Annotated in this window: 14 protein-coding genes and 2 pseudogenes; 9 read left to right on the plus strand and 7 right to left on the minus strand. The window is 64.1% G+C overall.

Features of this window, described 5'->3' with window-relative positions:
* From AC5IJH_RS05050 to AC5IJH_RS05060, 3 genes and pseudogenes are all read right to left on the minus strand, one after another.
* Positions 1-519, minus strand: a pseudogene (locus AC5IJH_RS05050) (OmpA family protein); the annotation flags it as partial.
* 276 nt (positions 520-795) lie between these two features.
* Complete coding sequence (locus AC5IJH_RS05055) at positions 796-1,494, minus strand: response regulator (RefSeq protein WP_491901717.1); 699 nt, start codon at positions 1,492-1,494, stop codon at positions 796-798.
* Complete coding sequence (locus AC5IJH_RS05060) at positions 1,491-2,285, minus strand: Hpt domain-containing response regulator (protein ID WP_491901718.1); 795 nt, start codon at positions 2,283-2,285, stop codon at positions 1,491-1,493. The genes AC5IJH_RS05055 and AC5IJH_RS05060 overlap by 4 nt, the downstream gene beginning before the upstream one ends.
* 98 nt (positions 2,286-2,383) lie before the next feature.
* Here AC5IJH_RS05060 and AC5IJH_RS05065 point away from each other — a divergent pair, with 98 nt between their 5' ends.
* Entirely contained in the window at positions 2,384-4,243 is a 1,860-nt protein-coding gene (locus AC5IJH_RS05065) for a DUF2339 domain-containing protein (RefSeq protein WP_491901719.1), read from the plus strand.
* A gap of 51 nt (positions 4,244-4,294) precedes the next feature.
* Here the strand turns inward: AC5IJH_RS05065 and AC5IJH_RS05070 are convergent, their stop codons facing one another.
* Both AC5IJH_RS05070 and AC5IJH_RS05075 read right to left on the minus strand, forming a co-directional pair.
* Complete coding sequence (locus AC5IJH_RS05070) at positions 4,295-4,474, minus strand: MFS transporter small subunit (protein ID WP_491901720.1); 180 nt, start codon at positions 4,472-4,474, stop codon at positions 4,295-4,297.
* A 12-nt stretch (positions 4,475-4,486) separates the two neighbouring features.
* Complete coding sequence (locus AC5IJH_RS05075) at positions 4,487-5,863, minus strand: L-lactate MFS transporter (protein WP_491901721.1); 1,377 nt, start codon at positions 5,861-5,863, stop codon at positions 4,487-4,489.
* A gap of 288 nt (positions 5,864-6,151) precedes the next feature.
* Between AC5IJH_RS05075 and AC5IJH_RS05080 the strand changes: the two genes are divergently transcribed.
* The 4 genes and pseudogenes from AC5IJH_RS05080 to AC5IJH_RS05095 all read left to right on the plus strand — a co-directional run bounded on the left by AC5IJH_RS05080 (position 6,152) and on the right by AC5IJH_RS05095 (position 12,232).
* On the plus strand, positions 6,152-7,789 hold the full coding sequence (locus tag AC5IJH_RS05080; protein ID WP_491901722.1) for a peptide-N4-asparagine amidase: 1,638 nt from the start codon (positions 6,152-6,154) through the stop codon (positions 7,787-7,789).
* An 87-nt stretch (positions 7,790-7,876) separates the two neighbouring features.
* Positions 7,877-8,565 (plus strand): annotated as a pseudogene (locus AC5IJH_RS05085) (Rossmann-fold NAD(P)-binding domain-containing protein).
* 68 nt (positions 8,566-8,633) lie between these two features.
* Positions 8,634-10,598 (plus strand): acetate--CoA ligase, encoded by a 1,965-nt coding sequence (gene acs, locus AC5IJH_RS05090; protein ID WP_491901723.1) that lies wholly within the window; start codon positions 8,634-8,636, stop codon positions 10,596-10,598.
* 11 nt (positions 10,599-10,609) lie between these two features.
* The gene (locus tag AC5IJH_RS05095; RefSeq protein ID WP_491901724.1) at positions 10,610-12,232 is read left to right on the plus strand and encodes a rhamnogalacturonidase; all 1,623 of its coding nucleotides are present in this window, start codon (positions 10,610-10,612) and stop codon (positions 12,230-12,232) included.
* Between the two features lie 87 nt (positions 12,233-12,319).
* Here AC5IJH_RS05095 and AC5IJH_RS05100 read toward each other — a convergent pair whose 3' ends face one another.
* Complete coding sequence (locus AC5IJH_RS05100; protein WP_491901725.1) at positions 12,320-14,695, minus strand: PAS domain S-box protein; 2,376 nt, start codon at positions 14,693-14,695, stop codon at positions 12,320-12,322.
* A 521-nt stretch (positions 14,696-15,216) separates the two neighbouring features.
* On the opposite strand from AC5IJH_RS05100, the gene dxs reads away from it, so the two are divergent.
* The 4 genes from dxs to AC5IJH_RS05120 are packed head-to-tail and all read left to right on the plus strand — an operon-like array spanning position 15,217 to position 19,749.
* The gene (gene dxs, locus AC5IJH_RS05105; RefSeq protein ID WP_491901726.1) at positions 15,217-17,103 is read left to right on the plus strand and encodes a 1-deoxy-D-xylulose-5-phosphate synthase; all 1,887 of its coding nucleotides are present in this window, start codon (positions 15,217-15,219) and stop codon (positions 17,101-17,103) included.
* Between the two features lie 20 nt (positions 17,104-17,123).
* Positions 17,124-17,549, plus strand: coding sequence for a hypothetical protein (locus AC5IJH_RS05110; protein WP_491901727.1), 426 nt, complete (start codon positions 17,124-17,126; stop codon positions 17,547-17,549).
* A 44-nt stretch (positions 17,550-17,593) separates the two neighbouring features.
* Positions 17,594-18,553, plus strand: a complete 960-nt coding sequence (locus AC5IJH_RS05115) for a diacylglycerol/lipid kinase family protein (RefSeq protein ID WP_491901728.1) — start codon at positions 17,594-17,596, stop codon at positions 18,551-18,553.
* Between the two features lie 35 nt (positions 18,554-18,588).
* Positions 18,589-19,749: a hypothetical protein gene (locus AC5IJH_RS05120; protein WP_491901729.1), complete on the plus strand. Its 1,161-nt coding sequence runs from the start codon at positions 18,589-18,591 to the stop codon at positions 19,747-19,749.
* Between the two features lie 6 nt (positions 19,750-19,755).
* On the opposite strand, the gene AC5IJH_RS05125 is transcribed toward AC5IJH_RS05120, so the two are convergent.
* Complete coding sequence (locus tag AC5IJH_RS05125; RefSeq protein ID WP_491901730.1) at positions 19,756-20,166, minus strand: SRPBCC family protein; 411 nt, start codon at positions 20,164-20,166, stop codon at positions 19,756-19,758.
* Between the last annotated feature and the right edge of the window lie 215 nt (positions 20,167-20,381).

The raw sequence follows: 20,381 nt of genomic DNA on the forward strand, positions 1-20,381 counted from the left end.
GACGACATCGGACGGCATGGTGACGGCGAAGTAGGGCTCCGCGGTGACGATCAGGCCGAAGGCCTGCATGGATGTCGTCACGCGAATGTCGGCCTTTTTGCCGTCGGGGAGCACTTCACCGAGCGCGCTGGGGCGGCCGTCGGGCGTGATCGCCCAGAGCACGTAGGTCAGGTACTCGGGACCGAAGGTGTTGGCCGGCGGCAGGTCTTCAAAGTGCGCGTCGATGGTGGCGTTGCCCTTGCCGTTGTCGACGGAGGCCGAACCCTTGGCGCGCGGCAGCAGGCTGGTGCCCTCAAAGCCGATGTGCGTTTTGCCGGTGCGGTTGAAGTAGTTGATCGCTTCGATATCGCGCCCGATGACCTGCACGCGATAGAGCGGCTCGCCATTACGCATCTCCTGCGTGGGCGGCGGGGTGGGCTGAGAGACAGGGCTGGTGTCCTGCGCGAGCACGGGCACAGCCAACACACACGAGAGAGCCAGGGCAGCAGACGCAGAACTCGCACGGAAGGTCGACTTCATGGAGTCACTCCTTGTTTTGCGGGAAGATGGCGCGCGGCGAAAGGTGAGGCCAGGAGCGGAGCCGCGACAGCACAGAGGATGGGCGCAGGGCGCCCGGGCACAACAGACTGCATGATTAGGTGGATGCGGGCGAGGCGAAATTGGCTGTGACGCGAACGCTAAATATACATTAAATCAGCAGCTTAGGCCTGCTACTCTGACGCGAATAGTCGCTCGGGAAAGTGAAACGCCGGAGCATGATGCCCCGGCGTGAGAGTGCCTGATTGCGGCGGGTCTTTAAGGCTGCGGCATGACCAACTGATGCGCGATCGCGAAGAGCGCCAGCTCGAGGCGGGTGGAGACGCCAGTCTTGTCGAAGATGTTCGACAGGTGGCGCTTCACGGTCTCTTCGCTGATCGAGAACTGCTTGGCGATGTCGCGGTTCGAGCAGCCCTCGACGATGCAGCCGACGACTTCAAGCTCACGCGGGGTGAGTCCGTAGGTCTTGCGCTCGGGCACGGCGGCCTTCTGCATTAGCTCGTGCAGTGCGCCGACGAGGTTGACGACGCGCTGCCCGTTGATCCAGTAGTCGCCCTGCATAACGGCGTCAATGGCGTTAGTGAGCTGGTCGATCAGCGCATCTTTCGTGACGATGCCGCGCGCGCCGATCTGCAGCGCTTCGATGACCTGCTGGGTGGAGATGGTCGCCGTGAGCAGAAGGATCTTCACGCGCGGCGAACCGCTCATGATGGCGCGCATGGCTTCGAGGCCGGGCATGCGCGGCATCGAAAGGTCGAGCAGCAGGATGTCGGGCAACAGCTCGAGCGTCTGCGTGATGGCCTCATCGCCGTCCGAGGCCTCGCCGACGACATCGAAGTGGCCCTCGGCGCGAAGCATGTTGCGCACACCGATGCGCACGACCGGATGGTCATCAGCAAGAAGGATACGGATGGTGCCGTTGCGGTGCTCGGCTGCTGCGGGTGGGTTCGGGCTCATCGTGCCTCTCCGGAGGGCGTGCTGCTGATCAGCATAGTGTGCTCTACCTCGTCGCAGGCTCTTTCGAGTTGTCGAAAGAGGTTCGGCTGTTCCTCATACGATACCTGTCCTGCTTCCAATGCGGCGGCGATGGTGGCCACACCATGCACGCCGGACATGGCCGCGGCGCCTTTCAGGGCGTGGGCGCAGCGGCGCAGGCCTTCGTCGTCCCCGGCTGCGGCACAGCGCTCGAGCTCCGCGATGCGCTGCCGCGTGTCTGCTACGTATACGGTAAAGAGCTCATGGATAGCCTCGGGCGGCATCATAGCGCGCAGCTTGTCGATGGTCGCGGCGTCGAGCGTTGCAGGCAACCGAGCCGCCGCCGGCTGCTCCGCTGTGCGCGGCGTAGAACGGCCAGTGATGGCGGCGCGCAGCAAGTCGCGATCGACTGGCTTGGCAAGAAACTCGTCGAAGAGCGCCAGTTCGCCCTCGGGCAGTGGAGACGCGCTCATGGCGACGAGGCGGGGTCGAGGCTCTGGCAATGCGCGAACGAAGCGGGCGACGTCGGGGCCGCTGACCTCGGGCATCTGGTGGTCGACCAGCACCACATCGGGTGGGGCTGGCAGCTCGCCGAGCAGTTCGATGGCGCGCTGGCCGCCGAGTGCCCGGATCACCTCGGTGCCCTTGGCCGCGAGCAGCAGTGCGATCAGTTCGAGCACGATGGGGTCGTCATCGACCAGCAGGATCGAGACCGGTCGAGCATCGTTCGGCCGCAGCATTGCCAGCTCGTTGAGGTGCGTACTCCCGTCCACAGACGCATAGTACGCGAAGCCGCCCGGCTGGCGTGAAGGCGGTGAGCGCGGACTGGATCGTTTGTTGCGCGAAGCCGTGCTTGTACAGTGGAGGCCACATGAGCGAAGAGGACGAGAGCTCGTTACCCCCAGGCCAGGCATTGCTGGAACAGCGGCTGGCGGCATTGACCGCGCGGGTGTATCGCCTGGAGGCCGAGGTCGCGGATCTGCGCGGCGTCCGCGAACCGGTGCCTGCAGCGAACGCAATGGCAGCCGAGCCGGTTCCGATTCGCGAGGCTGCGTGGGACGCATCGGTGTCCGCGCAGACACGCCAGCCGGTGACGCCGCTGCCGGTGCGCCAGGCGCAATCGCTCGAGTCGCGCGTGGGCTCGCAGTGGTTCAACCGCATCGGCATTCTCGCGGTGCTGATCGGGGTCGCGCTGTTCCTGAAGCTGGCCTTCGATAATCACTGGATCGGGCCGCTGGGCCGCGTCCTGGTGGGGCTTGCGGGCGGCGTGGCGCTGGTGCTGTGGTCGGAGCGCTTTCGCAGTCGCGGCTACGCGGCGTTCTCCTACACGCTGAAGGCGCTGGGCACGGGCGTGCTCTACCTGTCGCTCTGGACGGCGTCGTCGGTCTACGGACTGGTGCCGGCCGGGGTGGCGTTTGCCGGGATGGTGCTGGTCACGGTGGCGAATGCTTGGACGGCGTGGCGCCAGCGCGCCGAGCTACTGGCGGTGTATGCCATCGTCGGCGCCTTCGCGACGCCGCTGCTGCTCTCGACGGGACAGAACCAGGAGACGTTTCTCTTCAGCTACCTGCTGCTGATGAACGTAGCAACCCTCGCGTTGCTGGTGCTCCGCCGCTGGGATCGTCTACTGCTGCTCGCATTTGTCGGCACAGCGCTGTTCTACGCGGGCTGGTACTGGCAGTACTACAGCCCCGCCGCGTTTGCTGAGACCGCAGTCTTCCTCGCGCTCTTCTTCGTCCTGTTTGCGCTGGCAGCGGTATGGGCGGGTCGCGGAGGAGCGCCGACGCTACGGCCAGAGCTGCGGGTGCTGGTCAGCGCGCTGAACGCAGGGCTGGGCTTCTTCGGTTTCTTCGCCATGGTGTCGCAGCAGAACGGGACGCGCAGCCCCGCGACGGCGTTCTGCGCGGCGGCATTCGGCATGGCCTACCTTGCGATCTTCGCGGCGATGCGCAGGAGCGAGTCTGGAGCGGGTTGGTCGCTGCTCCGCGAGACGCAACTCGCCATCGCGATCGTGCTGTTCGCGATTGCAGTGCCGCTGGCCGTGCATGGCTCCTGGGTTACGGTGGAATGGATGGCGGGGTTCGCTGTCCTGGTCTGGCTGGCGACGCGTCATCGCAGCCAGGTGCTGACGGCGCTGGCCGGAGGCGTGCTCGCCGTGGCGCTGGTCTCGCTGGCGGTCGACGCGACGACAACGCAGCACGTTGTGCTCTGGAATCCGCGCATGCTGAGCTTCGTGGCGTCGATTCTGGCGGTGGGCGCGGCGACATGGATCGCACGTGACGTGGCCGCGGAGTCACTCGAGTGGCGACGGGCTGTTGCGATTGGAGCGGTGCTCACGCATGCGCTGGTGGTGATCGCGGTGCTCTGCGAGATTGGGACGTACTGGTCGAACCAGCCGATCGCTCGCGGCCTGGGGTCGGCGGACTACGCTGCCGCGCTCACGGATCGGCGGATGGCGGAGCGCTTCACCGACTCGGCTTGGCTGCTGCTGGCCGGCGTTGCGGTGCTGGCCTGGGGCTTCCGCCGGCGTGTGGCGGCGCTGCGCTGGGAGGGTTTGGCGCTGCTGGCGGTGACGATCGTGAAGGTATTTGTCATCGATACGAGCACGCTGAGCCAGGGCTATCGCAGCCTCAGCTTCCTCGCGCTTGGCGCATTGCTGGTCGGGGTCAGCTTCGCCTACCAGCGCGACTGGCTGCACCTGCGGGCTCCGGCGCAGAACGATCCCCGCTAGCAACAGAAAAGGGGACCGCGTGAGCGATCCCCTCGTTGTGAAAGCCGCGCTTCAGGCTGGCTTCGATGGTGCTGGAGCCGGTGCTGGCGCGGTGGCGGCTGGCTGCTTCAGATGCGTGAACAGCTTGGCCGCATTGAGTGCGGTGTTGTAGATGCCCCAGCTCAGCGGGATCGCGACAACGATCCACGCGGCTGCGACAAGGGCGGATGAGCTCTTCTGCTCGGTTGCCATGATCAGGTCTCCTTAGTGGCCGACCGGGACGGCCCCGGCGGGTTGTTCCTTCATCCAGAAGCGCTCGGCGACCGGGCGCACCATCAGGTTCGCGACAAAGCCGACGATCAGCAGTCCCGTCATGATGTGCAGGATGAGCGGATAGGCCTGCTCGCGGGGCAGGTGCGCGGCGATGTAGTGGTCGAGGATGCCGTTGACGATGAGCGGGCCGATGATGCCAGCCGCCGACCATGCCGTCAGCAGCCGGCCGTGGATGGCGCTGACGTTATACGGCCCGTAGAGATCGCGCAGGTAGGCCGGAATGGTGGCAAAGCCGCCGCCATACATGCTGATGAGCACGCCGGCCACGAGGACGAAGAGCGGCACGCTATCCAGATGCAGCGTCCCGGTGAGCGGCAGCAGAAAGTAGAGAACCGCGCCGATCGCGAAGAAGATCATGTAGGTGGGCTTGCGTCCGACGAAGTCCGACGTGGATGCCCAGAGGAAGCGGCCGGCCATGTTGAAGATGCTGAGCACGCCGACGAAGCCCGCTGCCGCAGCCGGGGTGACCTGGCCGTGGAAGAGGTCCTGGATCATGGGGGAGGCCTGCTCGAGGATGCCGATGCCCGCCGTGACGTTCAGGAAGAGGACGAGCCACAGGAAGTAGAACTGTGGCGTCTTCATGGCTGCGTTCACATCCACGTTGTGGGAGCTGATGAGCGCGGAGTGCTTGACTGGCGGGGTCCAGCCGGCTGGCTTCCACCCATCGGCGGGGACGCGGATGGTGAAGACGCCGAACATCATGAAGATGAAGTAGAGGATGCCCATTGTGACCCACGTGCTGGGGATCGCGGGATGGCCGCCGGCCTTGTAGAAGGCCATCAGCTTGGTGCCGAGGGGCGAGCCGATCATGGCGCCACCGCCGAAACCCATGATGGCGAGTCCGGTGGCGAGACCCGGGCGATCCGGAAACCATTTGATCAACGTGGAGACGGGTGAGATGTACCCCATGCCTAACCCGACGCCGCCGACCACGCCGTAGCCGAGATAGATCAGCCAGAGTTGGTGCGAAGAGGCGCCAGCGGCAGCGATCTCAAACCCGAGCCCGAAGCAGCATGCGGCGACGAACATAGCCTTGCGCGGACCGGCCGTCTCCAGCCACTTGCCGAACAGCGCTGCCGAAAGGCCGAGAACCGCGATGGCGATCGAGAAGACGTAGCCGATCTCCTTCAGGTTCCACTGCGCGCCGTCGGCCGCCTTGATGGCGAGCAGCGGGTTCTTGAAGACGCTGAAGGCATACACCTGACCGATGGACAGGTGGACTGCAAGTGCGGCCGGGGGAACCAGCCAGCGGCTGAAGCCGGGCTTGGCGACCGAGCGGGAACGATCAAGGAAAGAAAGGGCAGACATGAGTCTCCGTGAGTGTGGAAAAGAGCCGTCCTACAGTACGACGCGAATCAAACTCCCGTCGACTCTCGATTTTTCATAGGACGAGAGAGTTCCCGAGTCGGAACGGAAGGCAGGCCGCGCATAGGGGGCGCCGCGTGGCCGCGCTGCTAGCTGCTATGCTGGCTCGCACTTCGCGCCCGGTTCCTGAGCGGGTGCGTCTGGGAGCGCTCACAAATGCCCGATGTCCTTCCCCTTCGCCTCTCCACCCGCCGCTTGTCTGTTCTCGCCGGACTCCTGTTACCTGCATGCGTGTTGCCCGCTCAGGTCGTGGTCACGAATGGCCCGGTGATCGGATCGAGAAACCCGATCACTGCCGATCCCGCAGTGCCTCGGCCGGATACGACGCCGTGCACGGTGCAATTGTTCACGAACCAGGCGTTCGCCGACTTCAACAACAAGACGTTCGCGTACGCGCCGCCGGCAGAGTGCCCTGGCCCCTGGGCCAAGGTCGTCTTCTCGGCCGATTTCACCGTAAGCGCAGGGCGGCAGTTCGATCGCACAGCGCAGTTCCTGATCGGTGACATGAACATCTATTACGGGACGACCGCCGAACCGCGCCGCACGCTGAGCCCGTCCTGGCACGTGGAGAGCGACATCACCGACCTGAGCGCCGGGCTGAAAACCGCGCAGCCGGGCCAGGCGATACTCGGCAACTTCGTCGGCACATCCGGCGGCGTGGTGTATGACGGCGTGATCTACGCGAATGCGAAGCTCGAGTTCTATCCCGCCGATGGCGCCAGTCCTGCACCGCGCGTCGCCGACCTGGTGGTGCCGCTGCCGAACAAGGCTGGCGGTGCAGCCGGGTTGAACACGACGAGCAGCCAGGTCGCCGATACGGTCACGCTGCCGCGCAACATCCAGCAGCTCTACCTCGATGTCTTCGCGCAGAGCCAGTCGAACGACGAATTTGACTGGACGTGTGTGCCGAATGACGTCGCGAACGAGCTCTATAGCTGCGGCAATACGGCCTTCCGCGAGACGGAGATCACGATCGATGGCAAGCCCGCAGGAGTCGCCCCGGTTTACCCGTGGATCTATACGGGCGGTGTCGATCCGTATCTGTGGGCGCCCATCCCTGGCGTGCAGACGCTGAACTTCAAGCCATTCCGCGTGAACCTGACACCGTTCGCGGGTACGCTGACGGACAACAAGCCGCACACGGTCGCGCTGAGCGTCTTCAACGCGAACTCCTACTTCCTCGCGACGGCGAACCTGCTGGTCTTCACCGATCCGCATGCCCAGCAGACGAATGGTGGCCTGTTGGTGGATACGCTTTCCGCCGCGCCGACCCCGGTGGTGAGCGAGAACCTGAACACCGACTCGGGCGGCGACGTGACGGGCACGGTGGGCGTGACATCGGACCGGAAGTACCAGATCAGTGGCTGGGTGACCGGCTCTGCGGGCCGCGTGACGACAACGGTCGACGGCGCAGTGCACTTCAACAACGCGCAGAGGTTCGTCATCAACAGCGCGCAATACATCCAGGACATCACGCAGGCGACGACGGTAGACCAGACCACCACCAGCCAGCAGGCCAACCGTACCGATGTCGACGCGCAGCACTACACGTATCCGTTCCATTTCCTGATCGACGAGGAGGTGGCGGCCGATGGATCGTTCACCGAGCTGAACACGTCGGACCAGGTCTATCGCGTGAGCGATCAGAAGACCTCGGGCGGCGCGGTGACGTATGCGAGCAACGTGTCGAACGAAGTGCAATCGCAGGACACGGACACGTTCAGCGCATCGGGTGCCTTCCTCGGGCCTGTGGGCGCGGCAAGCACGCAGACCTACAAGGCGAGCGACACGAACGGGTACTGCTACGGCGAGCAGCTGAGCTCCGCGGGCGGGCTGCTGACCGGGGTGGTCGATATCGGCTGCCACTAGAGCCAATCAGCAACGAACAGCAAAGGCCTGCCCTGGTCCGAAGATGGACCGGGGTGGGCCTTTTCTTCTGTGGCGTAGAGTGGGGCCATGCATGTCGTCATCTTCGGCGCGAGCGGGATGGTGGGGCAGGGCGTGCTGCTGGAATGCCTGCGCGACGAGGGCGTCGCGAGCGTGCTGGTGATCGGGCGCAGGCCGACCGGACGAACCGATGCGAAGTTGCGCGAAGTACTGCTGCCCGACCTGTTCGACGTGAGCGCGTATGCGGACGAGCTGCGCAACTGCGATGCGTGCTTCTTCCCGCTCGGCGTGTCGTCGGCTGGCATGCGGGAGCCGCAGTATCGTGGCCTGACTACGACCTGACGCTTGCGATTGCGCAGGCGCTGGTTGAGCGCAGTCCGCAGGCATGCTTCATTTACGTATCCGGAACAGGCACAGACAGCACCGCGCGGAGCCGCGTGATGTGGGCCAGGGTGAAGGGCGAGACGGAGAACGCGGTGCAAGCGCTGCCGTTTCGCAGTGTCTTCCTCTTCCGGCCCGGCGTCATCGTTCCGCTGGACGGAATCCGCTCGAGGACGCGCGCGTACCGCCTGCTCTACAGCGTGGGCTGGCCCCTGCTACCACTCTTGCAGCGTGTGTTTCCGCGAGCAATCGTGACGACGCGTGAGGTGGGCCGGGCCATGCTGCATGTGGCGCGCGCAGGCTGGCCGCGGCCGGTGCTCGAGATCCGCGACATCTATGACGCCGCCCACGCGGATGCCCGACCCGCCACGGCCTGAGCCATAGCTTGCCCTGCTGCGAGCTTCCCGTTACTGTGGAGCGCGGAAACCAGCAGAGAGTGAGCGACATGACCGAGTCCCTGGAGAACCAGCACTTCAGTTCCATCCTGCGCGAGATGCGGAGCTTTCCGCCGCCGCCGGAGTTCGCCGCCAAAGCGCATGTGAACGGGCCGGCGGAGTACGACGCGATGTATCGCCGATCCATCGAAGAGCCAGAGCAGTTCTGGGCCGAGGTGGCGGGCGATCTGGATTGGTTCGCGCCGTGGACCAAGGTGCTCGAGTGGGATGCGCCGCATGCGAAGTGGTTCGTCGGCGGCAAACTGAACCTCTGCCATAACTGCGTCGATCGTCATGCGTTGAGCGATCGCGCGGAGAAGACAGCAATTCTGTGGGAGGGCGAGCCGGGCGAGACACGCAAGCTGAGCTTCCGCGAGTTGCACGCAGAGGTGCAGCGCTTCGCAAATGTGCTGAAGGGCTTTGGCGTGAAGAAGGGCGATCGCGTCGCCGTCTACATGGGGATGACGCCGGAGCTCGCCGTCGCGGTGCTGGCCTGTGCGCGCATCGGCGCGGTGCACTCGGTGATCTTCGGCGGGTTCGCGGCGAACGCGCTGGTCGATCGCATCAACGACGCGCAGTGTGTCGCGGTCATCACGCAGGACGGCTCCTACCGGCGAGGCAGCGAGGTGAAGCTGAAGAAGGTGGTCGACGAAGCGCTCGCGCAATGTCCAAGCGTGAAGAGCGTGATCGTCTATAAGCGCAGCGGCAGTGACGTGACGATGCAGGCCGGCCGCGATCACTGGTGGCACGAGGAGATGGCGAAGGCCGCGCCGGAGTGCCCTGCGGAGCCGCTCGATTCCGAAGACCCGCTCTACATCCTCTACACCTCCGGCACGACGGGGAAGCCGAAGGGACTGGTGCATACGACGGGCGGCTACTCGGTGGGCACATACTTCACCAGCCGCATCGTCTTCGATCTCAAGGACGACGATGTGTACTGGTGCTCCGCCGACATCGGGTGGGTCACGGGGCACTCGTACGTGCTCTACGGCATCCTGCAGAACGGCGTGACGACCGTGATGTATGAGGGTGCGCCGAACTTCCCGGAGCCGGATCGTTTCTGGAAGATCATCGACGACCACAAGGTCACGATCTTCTACACGGCGCCAACGGCGATTCGCGCATTCGTGAAGTGGGGCAATGCGCATGTGGAGAAGCACTCGCTCGCATCGCTGCGCCTGCTGGGCACGGTGGGCGAGCCGATCAACCCCGAGGCGTGGATGTGGTACCACGAGAAGATCGGCCACGGCCGCTGCCCCATCGTGGATACGTGGTGGCAGACCGAGACGGGCGCGATGATGATCGCGCCTGTGCCGGGTGCAGTTGCGACGAAGCCCGGCTCGGCAACGCGGCCATTGCCCGGAATCGTGCCTGAAATCGTGACGAAAGACGGCAAGCCGGTACCGAAGGGTCAAGGTGGACTGCTGGTCATCCGGCGGCCCTGGCCATCGATGGCGCGCACCATCTATGGCGATCCGCAACGCTTTATCGACACCTACTGGTCGGCCTTCCCCGGCACTTACCTGACGGGCGACGGCGCACGCCAGGACGAGGACGGCTACTACTGGCTGATGGGTCGCGTCGATGACGTGATAAACGTGAGCGGCCATCGCCTGGGCACGATGGAAGTGGAGAGCGCACTCGTCGCGCACCCGAAGGTGGCCGAGGCAGCCGTCGTTGGTCGTCCTGATGAGTTGAAAGGGCAGGCCATCTCGGCGTTCGTCACGCTCGAAGGCGGATCGAAGCCCTCGAAGGATCTGAAAGACGAACTGCGCGCGTGGGTGGCGAAGGAGATTGGTGCGCTGGCGAGGCCGGACGACATTCGCTTCACGGAGGCGCTGCCGAAGACGCGCTCCGGCAAGATCATGCGGCGACTGCTGCGCGAACTGGCGGCGGGCGGCGACATCAAGGGCGACACGACTACTCTTGAGGACCTTCAGGTATTGGCCAGGCTGCGCGAGAACGAAGAGGTCTGAGAGGCGGGTCCATGTCAGACGATCGGAGCGGCGTGACGGGATATGGGCTCGACCGACGGCATCTGCTCCGGTGGGCGGGTGCGGGAGCTGTCCTGGGCAGCGTTCCTGGTGTGGCATTGGCCGCAGGTGCTGACGGCGCGGCCGTGGCAGCAGTCTTCGACGTTCGGCGGTTTGGGGCCACGGGCGACGGACGCACCATCGATTCTTCAGCGATCCAGCGCGCCATCGATGCAGCCGCAGCAATCGGTGGTGGCACTGTGCTGCTTTCCGCCGGCACCTACGCCAGCTACTCGCTGCGCCTGCGCAGCCACATCTGCCTGTTCCTTGCGCCGGGAGCGACGCTGCTAGCCGCGCCGGCTCCGTCCGGCACTGCGAGTGGCGGGTACGACGCTCCGGAGCCGCAGGGCGCCTGGGAGGCGTACCAGGATTATGGTCACAATCACTGGCACAATAGCCTGATCTGGGGAGAGGGTCTGCACGATGTGTCGATCTTGGGGCCAGGGCGCATCTGGGGCCGCGGGCTGAGCCGTGGTTGGGAGACCGACGCAACGTACCCGCCTGCCACCCGCGCGGCGGGGCAGGGCAACAAGGCGATCGCGCTGAAGCTATGCCACAACGTGACGCTGCGCGACTTCGAGATTTTTGAAGGTGGCTGGTTCGGCGTTCTTGCCACCGGCGTCGATAACCTGACCATCGATAACCTGCGCATCGACACGAATCGCGATGGCATCGACATCGACTGCTGCCGCAACGTGCGCGTGTCGAACTGCACGGTGAATTCGCCGTACGACGACGGCATCTGTCCCAAGAGTTCCTTCGCGCTCGGTTATGCGCGGCCAACCGAGAACGTGACGATCACGAACTGCTTCGTCACAGGCAGCTATCAGATCGGCTCCGTGCTGGATGCGACGTGGAAGCCCATGCCTGCCTCGTTTGCGTCGCAGGCGACGGGGCGCATCAAGTGCGGGACGGAGTCGAACGGCGGCTTCCGGAACATCACGATCAGCAACTGTGTGTTTGAGAGCTGCCGCGGTTTCGCGCTTGAGACGGCAGATGGAGCGGTGATTGAGGACGTCGTGTTCAGCAATATCACGATGCGCAACATCACCCAATCTCCGTTCTTCCTGTTTCTCGGGTCACGGATGCGTGGTCCCAGCGGCATGCCGGTGGGCAGCCTGCGGCGTGTGCTCCTGTCCAACATTGTCAGTTCGCATGCCGGGCAGTTGCCGAGCCTTCTCGTCGGCACCGCAGCGCAGCCGATCGAAGATATCCGGATCAGCGACGTATACCTGCACCAGGCTGGAGGCGGGGATGCTGCGATGGCGACAGCCGAGCCGCCGGTGAAAGAGAACGCGTACCCCGACCCTGGCATCTATGGTCCGTTGCCGGCCACCGGCATCTACATGCGACACGTCCGCAACGTCGAGTTGAGCCACATCGAGGTGGCGGCCGAGGCGACGGATGCGCGCGCGGCATTCTGCCTCGATCAGGTCGAAGGTGCAGATTGTTTTCGCGTGCGGGTTCCGCGCGTGGCACCGGCATTCGATCTACGGGATGTGCACGACTTCCGCTCGTTCGGCAGCATCTCGCTCGAGGATGTGCGGCTCGCCGACGTCACGCGGCGGAAGATCTAAAAAGGGGCGGATGCCGCGTGAGCGTGAAAGCGTAGGCGGAAGAAAGAGGGCGCAGCCAATGTGGCTGCGCCCTGTGCCGCAACGAGGTTAGACCGCGCGCGGCATCGTGAAGCTGAACGTGCTGCCCTGGCCGAGCGTGGAGTGGACGCGAATGTGCCCACCATGCTGCTCGACGATAGCGCGGCAGATCGCGAGCCCGAGTCCGGTGCCGCCCATGGCGCGGGAGTCCGACGCATCTACCTGCTGGAAGCGCTCGAAGATGATCTCGAGCTTTTCAGGCGGGATGCCGCGGCCGTGATCTTCAACATCGAAGGTGACCTCAGCGTCACCGTTCGCGCTTGCGCTGAGGCGGATCTCGCCGCCCGGGTGCGAGAACTTAATTGCGTTGCTGATCAGGTTATGCAGTGTCTGCAATGTGCGATCCACGTCGACCAGAACCTCGACCGGTTGCGCATCGATGCGGAAGTGCAGATTGTGCTGCGAGGCTGCGCTCTGCTGCAGGTCGGCGGCGCGGCGCAACAGGTCGACGGCGTTGGCCTTCTCGCGATGAAGCGGCAGGCGGCCGGAGCCGATCCGCTCGAAGTCGAGGATGTCATTGACCAGGCGCACGAGACGATCGCAGTTGCCGATCGCGACATCGAGCATCTGGGCCAGCTTTTCCGGCCGCTTCTCGAGCACACCGCCGGCGATGAGGCCGAGCGCTGCGCGCAATGAGGTGAGCGGCGTCCGCAGCTCGTGGCTGACGGTCGAGATGAACTCGTCCTTCATGCGATCGAGGCGACGGCGCTCCGAGACGTCCGCGAAGGCGACGACGATGCCGGACACGATGCCGTCGTGCACCAGTTGCCTCGCGACGTACTCGACCGGGAAGGACGTGCCGTCCTTGCGCCAGAAGACTTCGTTGTCGATGCGAACTGGGTCATCCGAGTGGAGGGCTGCCTGGATGGGGCAGTCCTTCTGCAGGTAGGGCGTGCCGTCGGCCCGGGTGTGGTGGACGAGATCGTGCGTGTTCTTGCCGAGGATCTCTTCGACCGTGTAGCCGAACATGCTGGCGCCGATCTCGTTGCAGAAGGTGAGATTGCCGGCGGTGTCGAGACCCCAGATGCCGTCGCCGACGGACTCGAGGATCGACTCGCGCTGGCGCATAAGCGCGTGCAGCTTCTCTTCCGCGTCGGTCTGCTCGGTGATGTCGATGCCATGCGACAGCACGATAGGCTCCGTGCCGGGTAGCTGCAGCAGCTTGTTGCGATACGCAACAACGGCTGATTGGCCGTTCGGCCGCTTGAAGTAAAAGAGCCCCTGGTGCTCGTGCTGCTCGTTGAGCGCACTGACGTACTGCTCGTAATCGCGCTTATGATCGTCGGCGATGTAGTCAAACAGCGGCGTGCCGATCAACTCCTCGGGCGTGTGGCCGAGGATGGCGGCGGCGTGCCCGTTGATGGACTGGATGTTGCCATCGAGATCATGTGTGCAGATGATGCCGAGCGAGCCTTCGACGAGCTGGCGATAGCGTGCCTCGCTGGTGCGCAGGCGATCAAGCTCCTGGCGCTGCTCGGTGACATCGATGCCGGTGGTGATCACGAAGCTGATGTCGCCCTGGGGGTCGTTCAACGAGCTGGCGGTCCAGGCGATGCGACGCGTGCCGCCATCGCGGGTGCGCCACTTCATCTCGTAACTGGAATCGAGCTTGCCGGCGCGTGCCTGCTCAAACATGCGCTGCGCGTGATCGCGCTCCTCGGGAGGAAAGAGCTCTTCGGGGAACGAGCGGCCGACGAGCTCGGCGAAGCTGAAGCCGCTGACCGTTTCGCAGGCGCGGTTGAAGCGCACGATGCGTCCCGCGGTGTCGAGCACCAGCACGAGCGCGTGAATGGAATCGAGCACGCTGGTGACGAAGTTGCGCTCGACCGTGAGTGCGCGCTCGATGCGCTGACGCGAGCGCACGATGCGGTCCTGCTGATTCGTCTTCTGATAGAGCTCGAGACGTGTGATGATCTGCCGCGCCAGCACTTCAAGCGTGCGGCCATGCTCGCGCGTGAACATGTTCGGTTCAGGCGAGCAAACAGCGATAGTGCCGAGCACGGCGCCGCTTGGCGAGAACAGTGGCGCCGCTGCATAGGAGCGGCAGAAGGTCGTGGCGGCGAGCGGAATGCCCGAGGGCGCGAAGCGGTAGTCCTGTGCAGCGTCGTCGATCACAACCGCGTTCGGCTCCAGGATCGTGTACTGGCATGCGGAGGTAGCGCGTGGCTGCTGGCGGCTGAGAAAGCCGATGCGCGACTTGAACCAGACGCGGCTCGCATCGATGAAGGAGATGTAGGCGTAGGGGGCGCGGCAGAAGCTGGCAGCCAGACGCGTGATCTCGTCCAAAGCCGGATCCGGCAGTGTGTCGAGAATTTCGTATTGCGCGAGAGATTTGAGCCTCTCGGCTTCGTCTCTTTGCATCGTCGTTGGGCTGGCAATCTGCATGAATTAGGTGGAAGAATCGCCTGTCATCATTCTGTCAAAGCGGGACGGGTGAGCCACTGCCACTATTGGTGCAGAGGTATCCGCAAACCGGGGAAAATCCGTTACTTACGTGATTCTCCTTTCGGGTAAGACACACACGCGGAGGCGTGTAAGAACGTCGGAAGAGACACGGCGCGAGAGGCGCGCACCCGGGGAGAGAGCCCGTTGCTTGGCGAGGAAGAGTGCGCTCATCGTAGCCCAACTCATCGGTGGATATCAGGACTTCCTTGAATGGACGTTTCAGCCGGGCATCGGCAACCCGAGACTTCGAAGACGCAAGACATTGAGTCCATGCGCATTGTGTTGCCGGAGCAAAACAGGGTGCCGCTGAGGCCGCAACTCGGGAGCGGGCTAAGCGCGACACATTGCTATACTTAGGGTTCGAACAGAGGGAGTCGCCGCGTCCGGCGGGTTGCAATCTGCCGAGGTCGTTTCTGTTTTGTGGCGCGTCCAATCCCTGACCAGTTGGTGGCGGTCTCCTGATGAGCGATCTTCTCTCTTCCATTCACTCTCCCGCTGATCTCAAGCAGATTCCGATTGCGCAACTGCCCGAGCTGGCGCAGGAGATCCGTGAAGTCCTGATCAGCAGCCTTTCGAAGACGGGCGGCCACCTGGGCCCGAATCTTGGCGTGGTCGAGCTGACCATTGCGATGCACTACGTCTTCGATACGCCTGAGGACCGCTTTCTGTTCGATGTGAGCCACCAGTCGTATGTGCATAAACTGCTCACTGGTCGCGCAGATCGTTTCCACACTATTCGTCAGCCCGGCGGCCTGAATGGCTTTATGCTGCGCACGGAATCAGAGCATGACGTGTACGGGGCGGGTCATGCGGGCACGGCGCTCTCCGCGGCGCTGGGCATGGCGGTAGCGCGCGATCTGGCAGGCACGAAGGAGAACGTCATCGCCGTAGCGGGCGATGCGGCGTTCACGAACGGCATCTCGTTCGAGGCGCTCAACAACATTGCGGACCAGACGAAGCGACTGATCGTGGTGCTCAACGACAATGAGTGGTCGATCGATCGCAATGTCGGCGCGATCGCCAGCTATTTGCATAAGGTCGTCACGAATGAGCACTACAACCACCTGCATGCGCGCGCAGCGCGGCTGATCGAGCGCTTCGGCGGCAAGACCGCAACCAAGGTGGTGCGCAAGGCAGAGGAAGCAGCGAAGGGCCTGCTATGGCCGTCGATGCTGTTTGAGGAGTTCGGCCTCAACTACTACGGTCCACTCGACGGGCATAATCTGGAGTTGCTGATCGGCACATTCCAGTTCCTGAAGCGGCAGAGTAAGCCGGTGCTGCTCCATATCCTCACGCAGAAGGGCCGCGGTTTCCAGCCCGCTCTCGACAAGGTGAAGAAGTTCCACGGCCTGGGACCGTACGACCCGGAGACGGGCGAGACCAAGCCCGCGGGCCGCACCTACTCCGAGGTCTTCGCGGAGACGCTGGTCACGCTTGCGAATGACAACGAGAAGGTAGTCGCGATCACGGCCGCGATGCCGAACGGCACCGCGCTTGACCTGTTCCGTCCGCATCATCCGACGCGCTACTTCGATGTCGGCATCGCGGAGGAGCATGCGGTGATCTTCGCGGCTGGCATGGCGACCAAGGGCTATCGCCCGGTCTGCGCCATCTACTCGACGTTCCTGCAGCGCGCCTTCGATCCCATCGTGCACGATGTCTGCCTGCAGAACCTGCCGGTGATCTTCGCGATGGATCGGGGTGGACTGTCGGGCGACGACGGCGCGACGCATCATGGCCTGTTCGACATCAGCTACCTGCGCGGCGTCCCGAACATCATCCACATGGTGCCGAAGGATGAAGACGAGCTGGCGGACATGATGCAGACGGCGCTCGAGCATCCGGGCCCAAGCGCGATCCGCTATCCGCGCGGCACGGGCCCGGGCACCGCCGTAAAGCCGCACCCGGTCGCACTGCCAGTCGGCGTGGCTGAGGTGATCCGCGAGGGTGAAGACATCGCCATTCTCGGCCTCGGTGCGCTGCTGCCGATGGCCGAGCAGCTTGCCGTTGAACTCGAGCACGACGGCCGCTCGGCTGCGGTGATCAATCCGCGCTTCGTGAAGCCGCTCGACCGCGACATGCTGGAGCGCTACGCCAAGCGGGTGCATGCATTCGTCACCTTCGAAGATCACGTACTGATGGGCGGCTTCGGATCCGCAGTGCTCGAGGCGCTGAACGAGATGGGCTATCACGTGCCGGTGGTGCGCATCGGCTGGCCGGATCGCTTCATCGAGCACGGCAAGGTCGAGGCATTGCGCGCGAAGCACGGCATCAGCGTGGAAGCAGCGCTCGAAAAGCTTGAGCCGATCCTGAAGTCGAAGCCCAAGCGCAGGCTGGTTGCGCGTTAGCTGATCTGCTGGAGGCTTCGTTGGCGAGAGTCTTCGCAGCGCCGTCGATCACGGTTCTCTCCTGCGTGCTCGCGTTAGCCGGCACTGGTTGTGCGCATCGCGTGCGGATGGAGCCATACGCAGGCACCTGGGTGCTGCACGATCAGGATCAGCAGCTCATGACCATGACCCTGCAGGCGCGGCACGGCCACTTGCATGGCGAACTCACCTTACCCAAAACGTTCACTGAGGTGGCGAGCGGTCACTTCGAAGGCGTCGCTCCTCAGAACCAGACAGTGCCCGTCACCAGTCGCGTCGCGAATGGGAAGGTGACTCTGGTTGCCGGGTTCGAACACGAACGCGACATGCTCGAAATCGCCGAGATCACCCCGGATCGGCTTTCATTGCAGTGGGCAAGCGGTATGGTGCCGGACTGGGTGTTTCAGCGCGCACCGTCTGTCCCGTGATCGCGACGGAGCAGTGGCAAAGCCTCCCCGTTTAGGATGGCTCGGTGCGCAAGATCCTGTTGCTGGCCAAGCCGCGCTTTGCAACTCCCGGCGCGCGGCACTTGCGCGGTGTCCTCCGCGTGTTTGAGCAGGCTGGCCTCGAGGTCGAGCTTCGGGAGACGGGCGCAAACCGGGCAGCCGGGGCAAAAGCAAAGCAGGCGGTCGGGCGCGGCTTCGATGCTGTCGTGGTCTGCGGTGGCGATGGCACCGTGTTTGATGTGCTGCAGGGCATCGCGGGTACAGAGATGCCGTTGGGCATCATTCCGTTTGGGACGGGCAATGTACTCGCGCAGAACCTCGCGATTCCTCGCCGGCCGGAAGAAGCAGCGCGCTGGCTTCTCACCGCAGAGCCACGCAATGTGCCGCTCGGGAAGTTGACGTGCTGCGATGCGGACGGGACGCGAACATGGCTGTTCGCGGTCGCGGCCGGCATGGGCATGCACGCGGCCATGATGCAAGCCACCGACCCGCTCCAGAAGGATCGGACGGGCGCGGCGGCCTACTTTGTTGCGGGCCTGAAGACGCTGTTCACGCATCGCGTGCAGGCGTTCGATATGACCGTCGACACTCTCGACGGACAGACGATCGAGCGCCGTGTCTCCGAAGTAATTGCAGTGCGGGTGGCGGAGCTGAATCTCTGGCGAACCGGCGCCGATCTTGCCCGTCCATGCCTGCGACTCGCCAGTGTCGAGGGTGCGTCCAGGTGGCGGCTGGCGACGGCATCGGTCGAGGGACTCTTGCTCGGCGGCGGACAGCGCGATAGCCCACTCCCTCACGGCACGGCGGGGCGCTATGAGAGCGTGCGCCGTGTGGAATGCCGAGCCATACCCGGAGTGAAGTATCGGCCTCTGGTCACGGTCGAAGCCGACGGTGAAATCCTCGGGCACTCCTGCGCGACGATGGAGATGGCCGGTGTGAGTGTGAGGTTGCTCTCGCAACCGGAGAAGCGGCCCTTCGCGCGTTAACTGGAAGCGTACAAGCAGCGGCGTAGCATAGCCGTATGGCCGAGCTGATCACGACCGAAGCTGTGGCTGTCAGCGCAAACGCGCACGCGGATGGCGGCAGCACCGCGGCGCTGGTCGGCGCAGTGTTCGTTCTCATCCAGTTCGATATCTGTGAAGAGATCCTGCTGCCGCGATTGAGCGAGATCATCAACGCGCGCACCGTCGCCAAGCCGACGATGAAGCATCCGGCGCCGGGATACATCAGTTATCAGCGGCCACCCGTGGTCGAGGCGCTCGAACCGCTGGTGCTCGAGAGTGGGGAACGACTCCAGGCCGAGATCAAGTACTACGACTACGGCGTAGTCAGCGTCGTCTTCCAGCTGCCCTTCGCCGGAGACTGGGACAAGCTCGTGAACCTGGCAAGCCGCTGGGTGTCCGATATCGATTTTGCGAGCCGCGCCGCAGAGATCGTGAAGGAGCGGCTGAAGCGCGCAGAAGGTGTGGGCCGCTCGCCCTTCATCAAACGGTATCCCGAGTGGCTGAACGAGGATTACTTCGTCTTTCACCTGCGCGAGGTCGCCGGTGTGCACACCGCGGCTGAACTGCTGGAGCGGCATGGACCACTCGTGGCAGAGATCGTACGTGGCGAGAGCACGCGACTGGCCGAGAGCGAAAACAACGAAGTGCTGCAGTCGCGCATTTCCTTCTACCCGAATGACGTAGCCGTGATCGGCTGGAATGCGGCGTTCCTCTACGACACGCCGTCCGGCGCGCAGATGGCGCTGCAACTGCTCGAGTATGCGAACTCGCAGTTGCTCGAGTTTCGTCACTATGACGAACTGCTGACACGCGAACTCGAAGTCGTGTACGACGCGCTCGAGCGTGGCAATGGCCTGCTGCGGCGCTGGCGCATGGCCGGCTCGGCCAACGCGCTCTACTCGAAGCTGCTCGACGTGATGGAGCTGACCGAGCACGCGGACAATGCGATCAAGTTTCTGAGCGACATGTTCGCGGCGCGCCTCTACCGGCTGGCAGCGGCGAAGATCGGTGTCCCCGATTACAAGAACCTGGTGACGCAGAAGCTGCGCACGGCGGATGATCTCTACCGCTTCATGGTTGACCAGTTCAACCAGAGCCGCGCGTTCCTGCTTGAGTTCACCGTCGTGATCATCCTGATCATCGAGCTGATCTTCCTGTTCCGCGGCAAGGTGATCTGATTCGCGCTAACCTGTGGCGAGCAGGCGCTCGGTTGCGCGATGGCGGTAACGGAAGATCTGCTGAATCTGTAGCCGTCCACCAAACATATCGATCAGCGGGCTGAGCGGCCGCACCGGCCACTCGTAATCGACAACATCGGTAATGCGTGTGCCTTCAAGCGAGCCGTGGCGCTCCGCGCTAACCAGGTGGCAGTGCCGCCAGTAGCCGAATGGGCCGGTGATCTCGAGATCGCAGAATCGCTGGTCGAGGACGTAGTCGTCGATCAGCGCGAGCCAGTGCAGGCGCACCGGAGACAGCGGCACGGGCCGAAAGCTGAGCAGGATGCGTGAGCCCGGTCCTGCGGCATTGGCGATGCGCGCGTTATCGGGCTGCGTCAGCTCCATGCTGTCGATGCGGCCATCCTGCCAGGGCGGCATCAGGCGCGGCAGATTCTCTGGGTCGGAAAAAAAAGTCGAAGACGTGTGCGACGGGGTAGGGAACCCACTGCTCCGCAGTGAACGAGGGACGCCGGCGTCGGGCGCGCGCGTCCGCGGGATCATGTTGAAGGTGCGAGGCCTCGACCATGGCTCCAGTGTAGAGGGGCGCAAGAAAAAATGAGGAGAGCAGGTTGGGGTCTGCTCTCCTCCAAAGC

It is taken from the genome of Candidatus Dedyshia acidiphila (genome assembly GCF_051025295.1).
Lineage (GTDB): Bacteria > Acidobacteriota > Terriglobia > Terriglobales > Acidobacteriaceae > KBS-83.

Coding starts and splice junctions, on each gene's coding strand:
- acs (WP_491901723.1), top strand. CDS start 8,634: ATGACCGAGTCCCTGGAGAACCAGCACTTCAGTTCCATCCTGCGCGAG.
- AC5IJH_RS05100 (WP_491901725.1), bottom strand. CDS start 14,695: ATGCAGATTGCCAGCCCAACGACGATGCAAAGAGACGAAGCCGAGAGG.
- AC5IJH_RS05065 (WP_491901719.1), top strand. CDS start 2,384: ATGAGCGAAGAGGACGAGAGCTCGTTACCCCCAGGCCAGGCATTGCTG.
- AC5IJH_RS05125 (WP_491901730.1), bottom strand. CDS start 20,166: ATGCCGCCCTGGCAGGATGGCCGCATCGACAGCATGGAGCTGACGCAG.
- AC5IJH_RS05095 (WP_491901724.1), top strand. CDS start 10,610: ATGTCAGACGATCGGAGCGGCGTGACGGGATATGGGCTCGACCGACGG.
- AC5IJH_RS05070 (WP_491901720.1), bottom strand. CDS start 4,474: ATGGCAACCGAGCAGAAGAGCTCATCCGCCCTTGTCGCAGCCGCGTGG.
- AC5IJH_RS05120 (WP_491901729.1), top strand. CDS start 18,589: ATGGCCGAGCTGATCACGACCGAAGCTGTGGCTGTCAGCGCAAACGCG.
- dxs (WP_491901726.1), top strand. CDS start 15,217: ATGAGCGATCTTCTCTCTTCCATTCACTCTCCCGCTGATCTCAAGCAG.
- AC5IJH_RS05075 (WP_491901721.1), bottom strand. CDS start 5,863: ATGTCTGCCCTTTCTTTCCTTGATCGTTCCCGCTCGGTCGCCAAGCCC.
- AC5IJH_RS05055 (WP_491901717.1), bottom strand. CDS start 1,494: ATGAGCCCGAACCCACCCGCAGCAGCCGAGCACCGCAACGGCACCATC.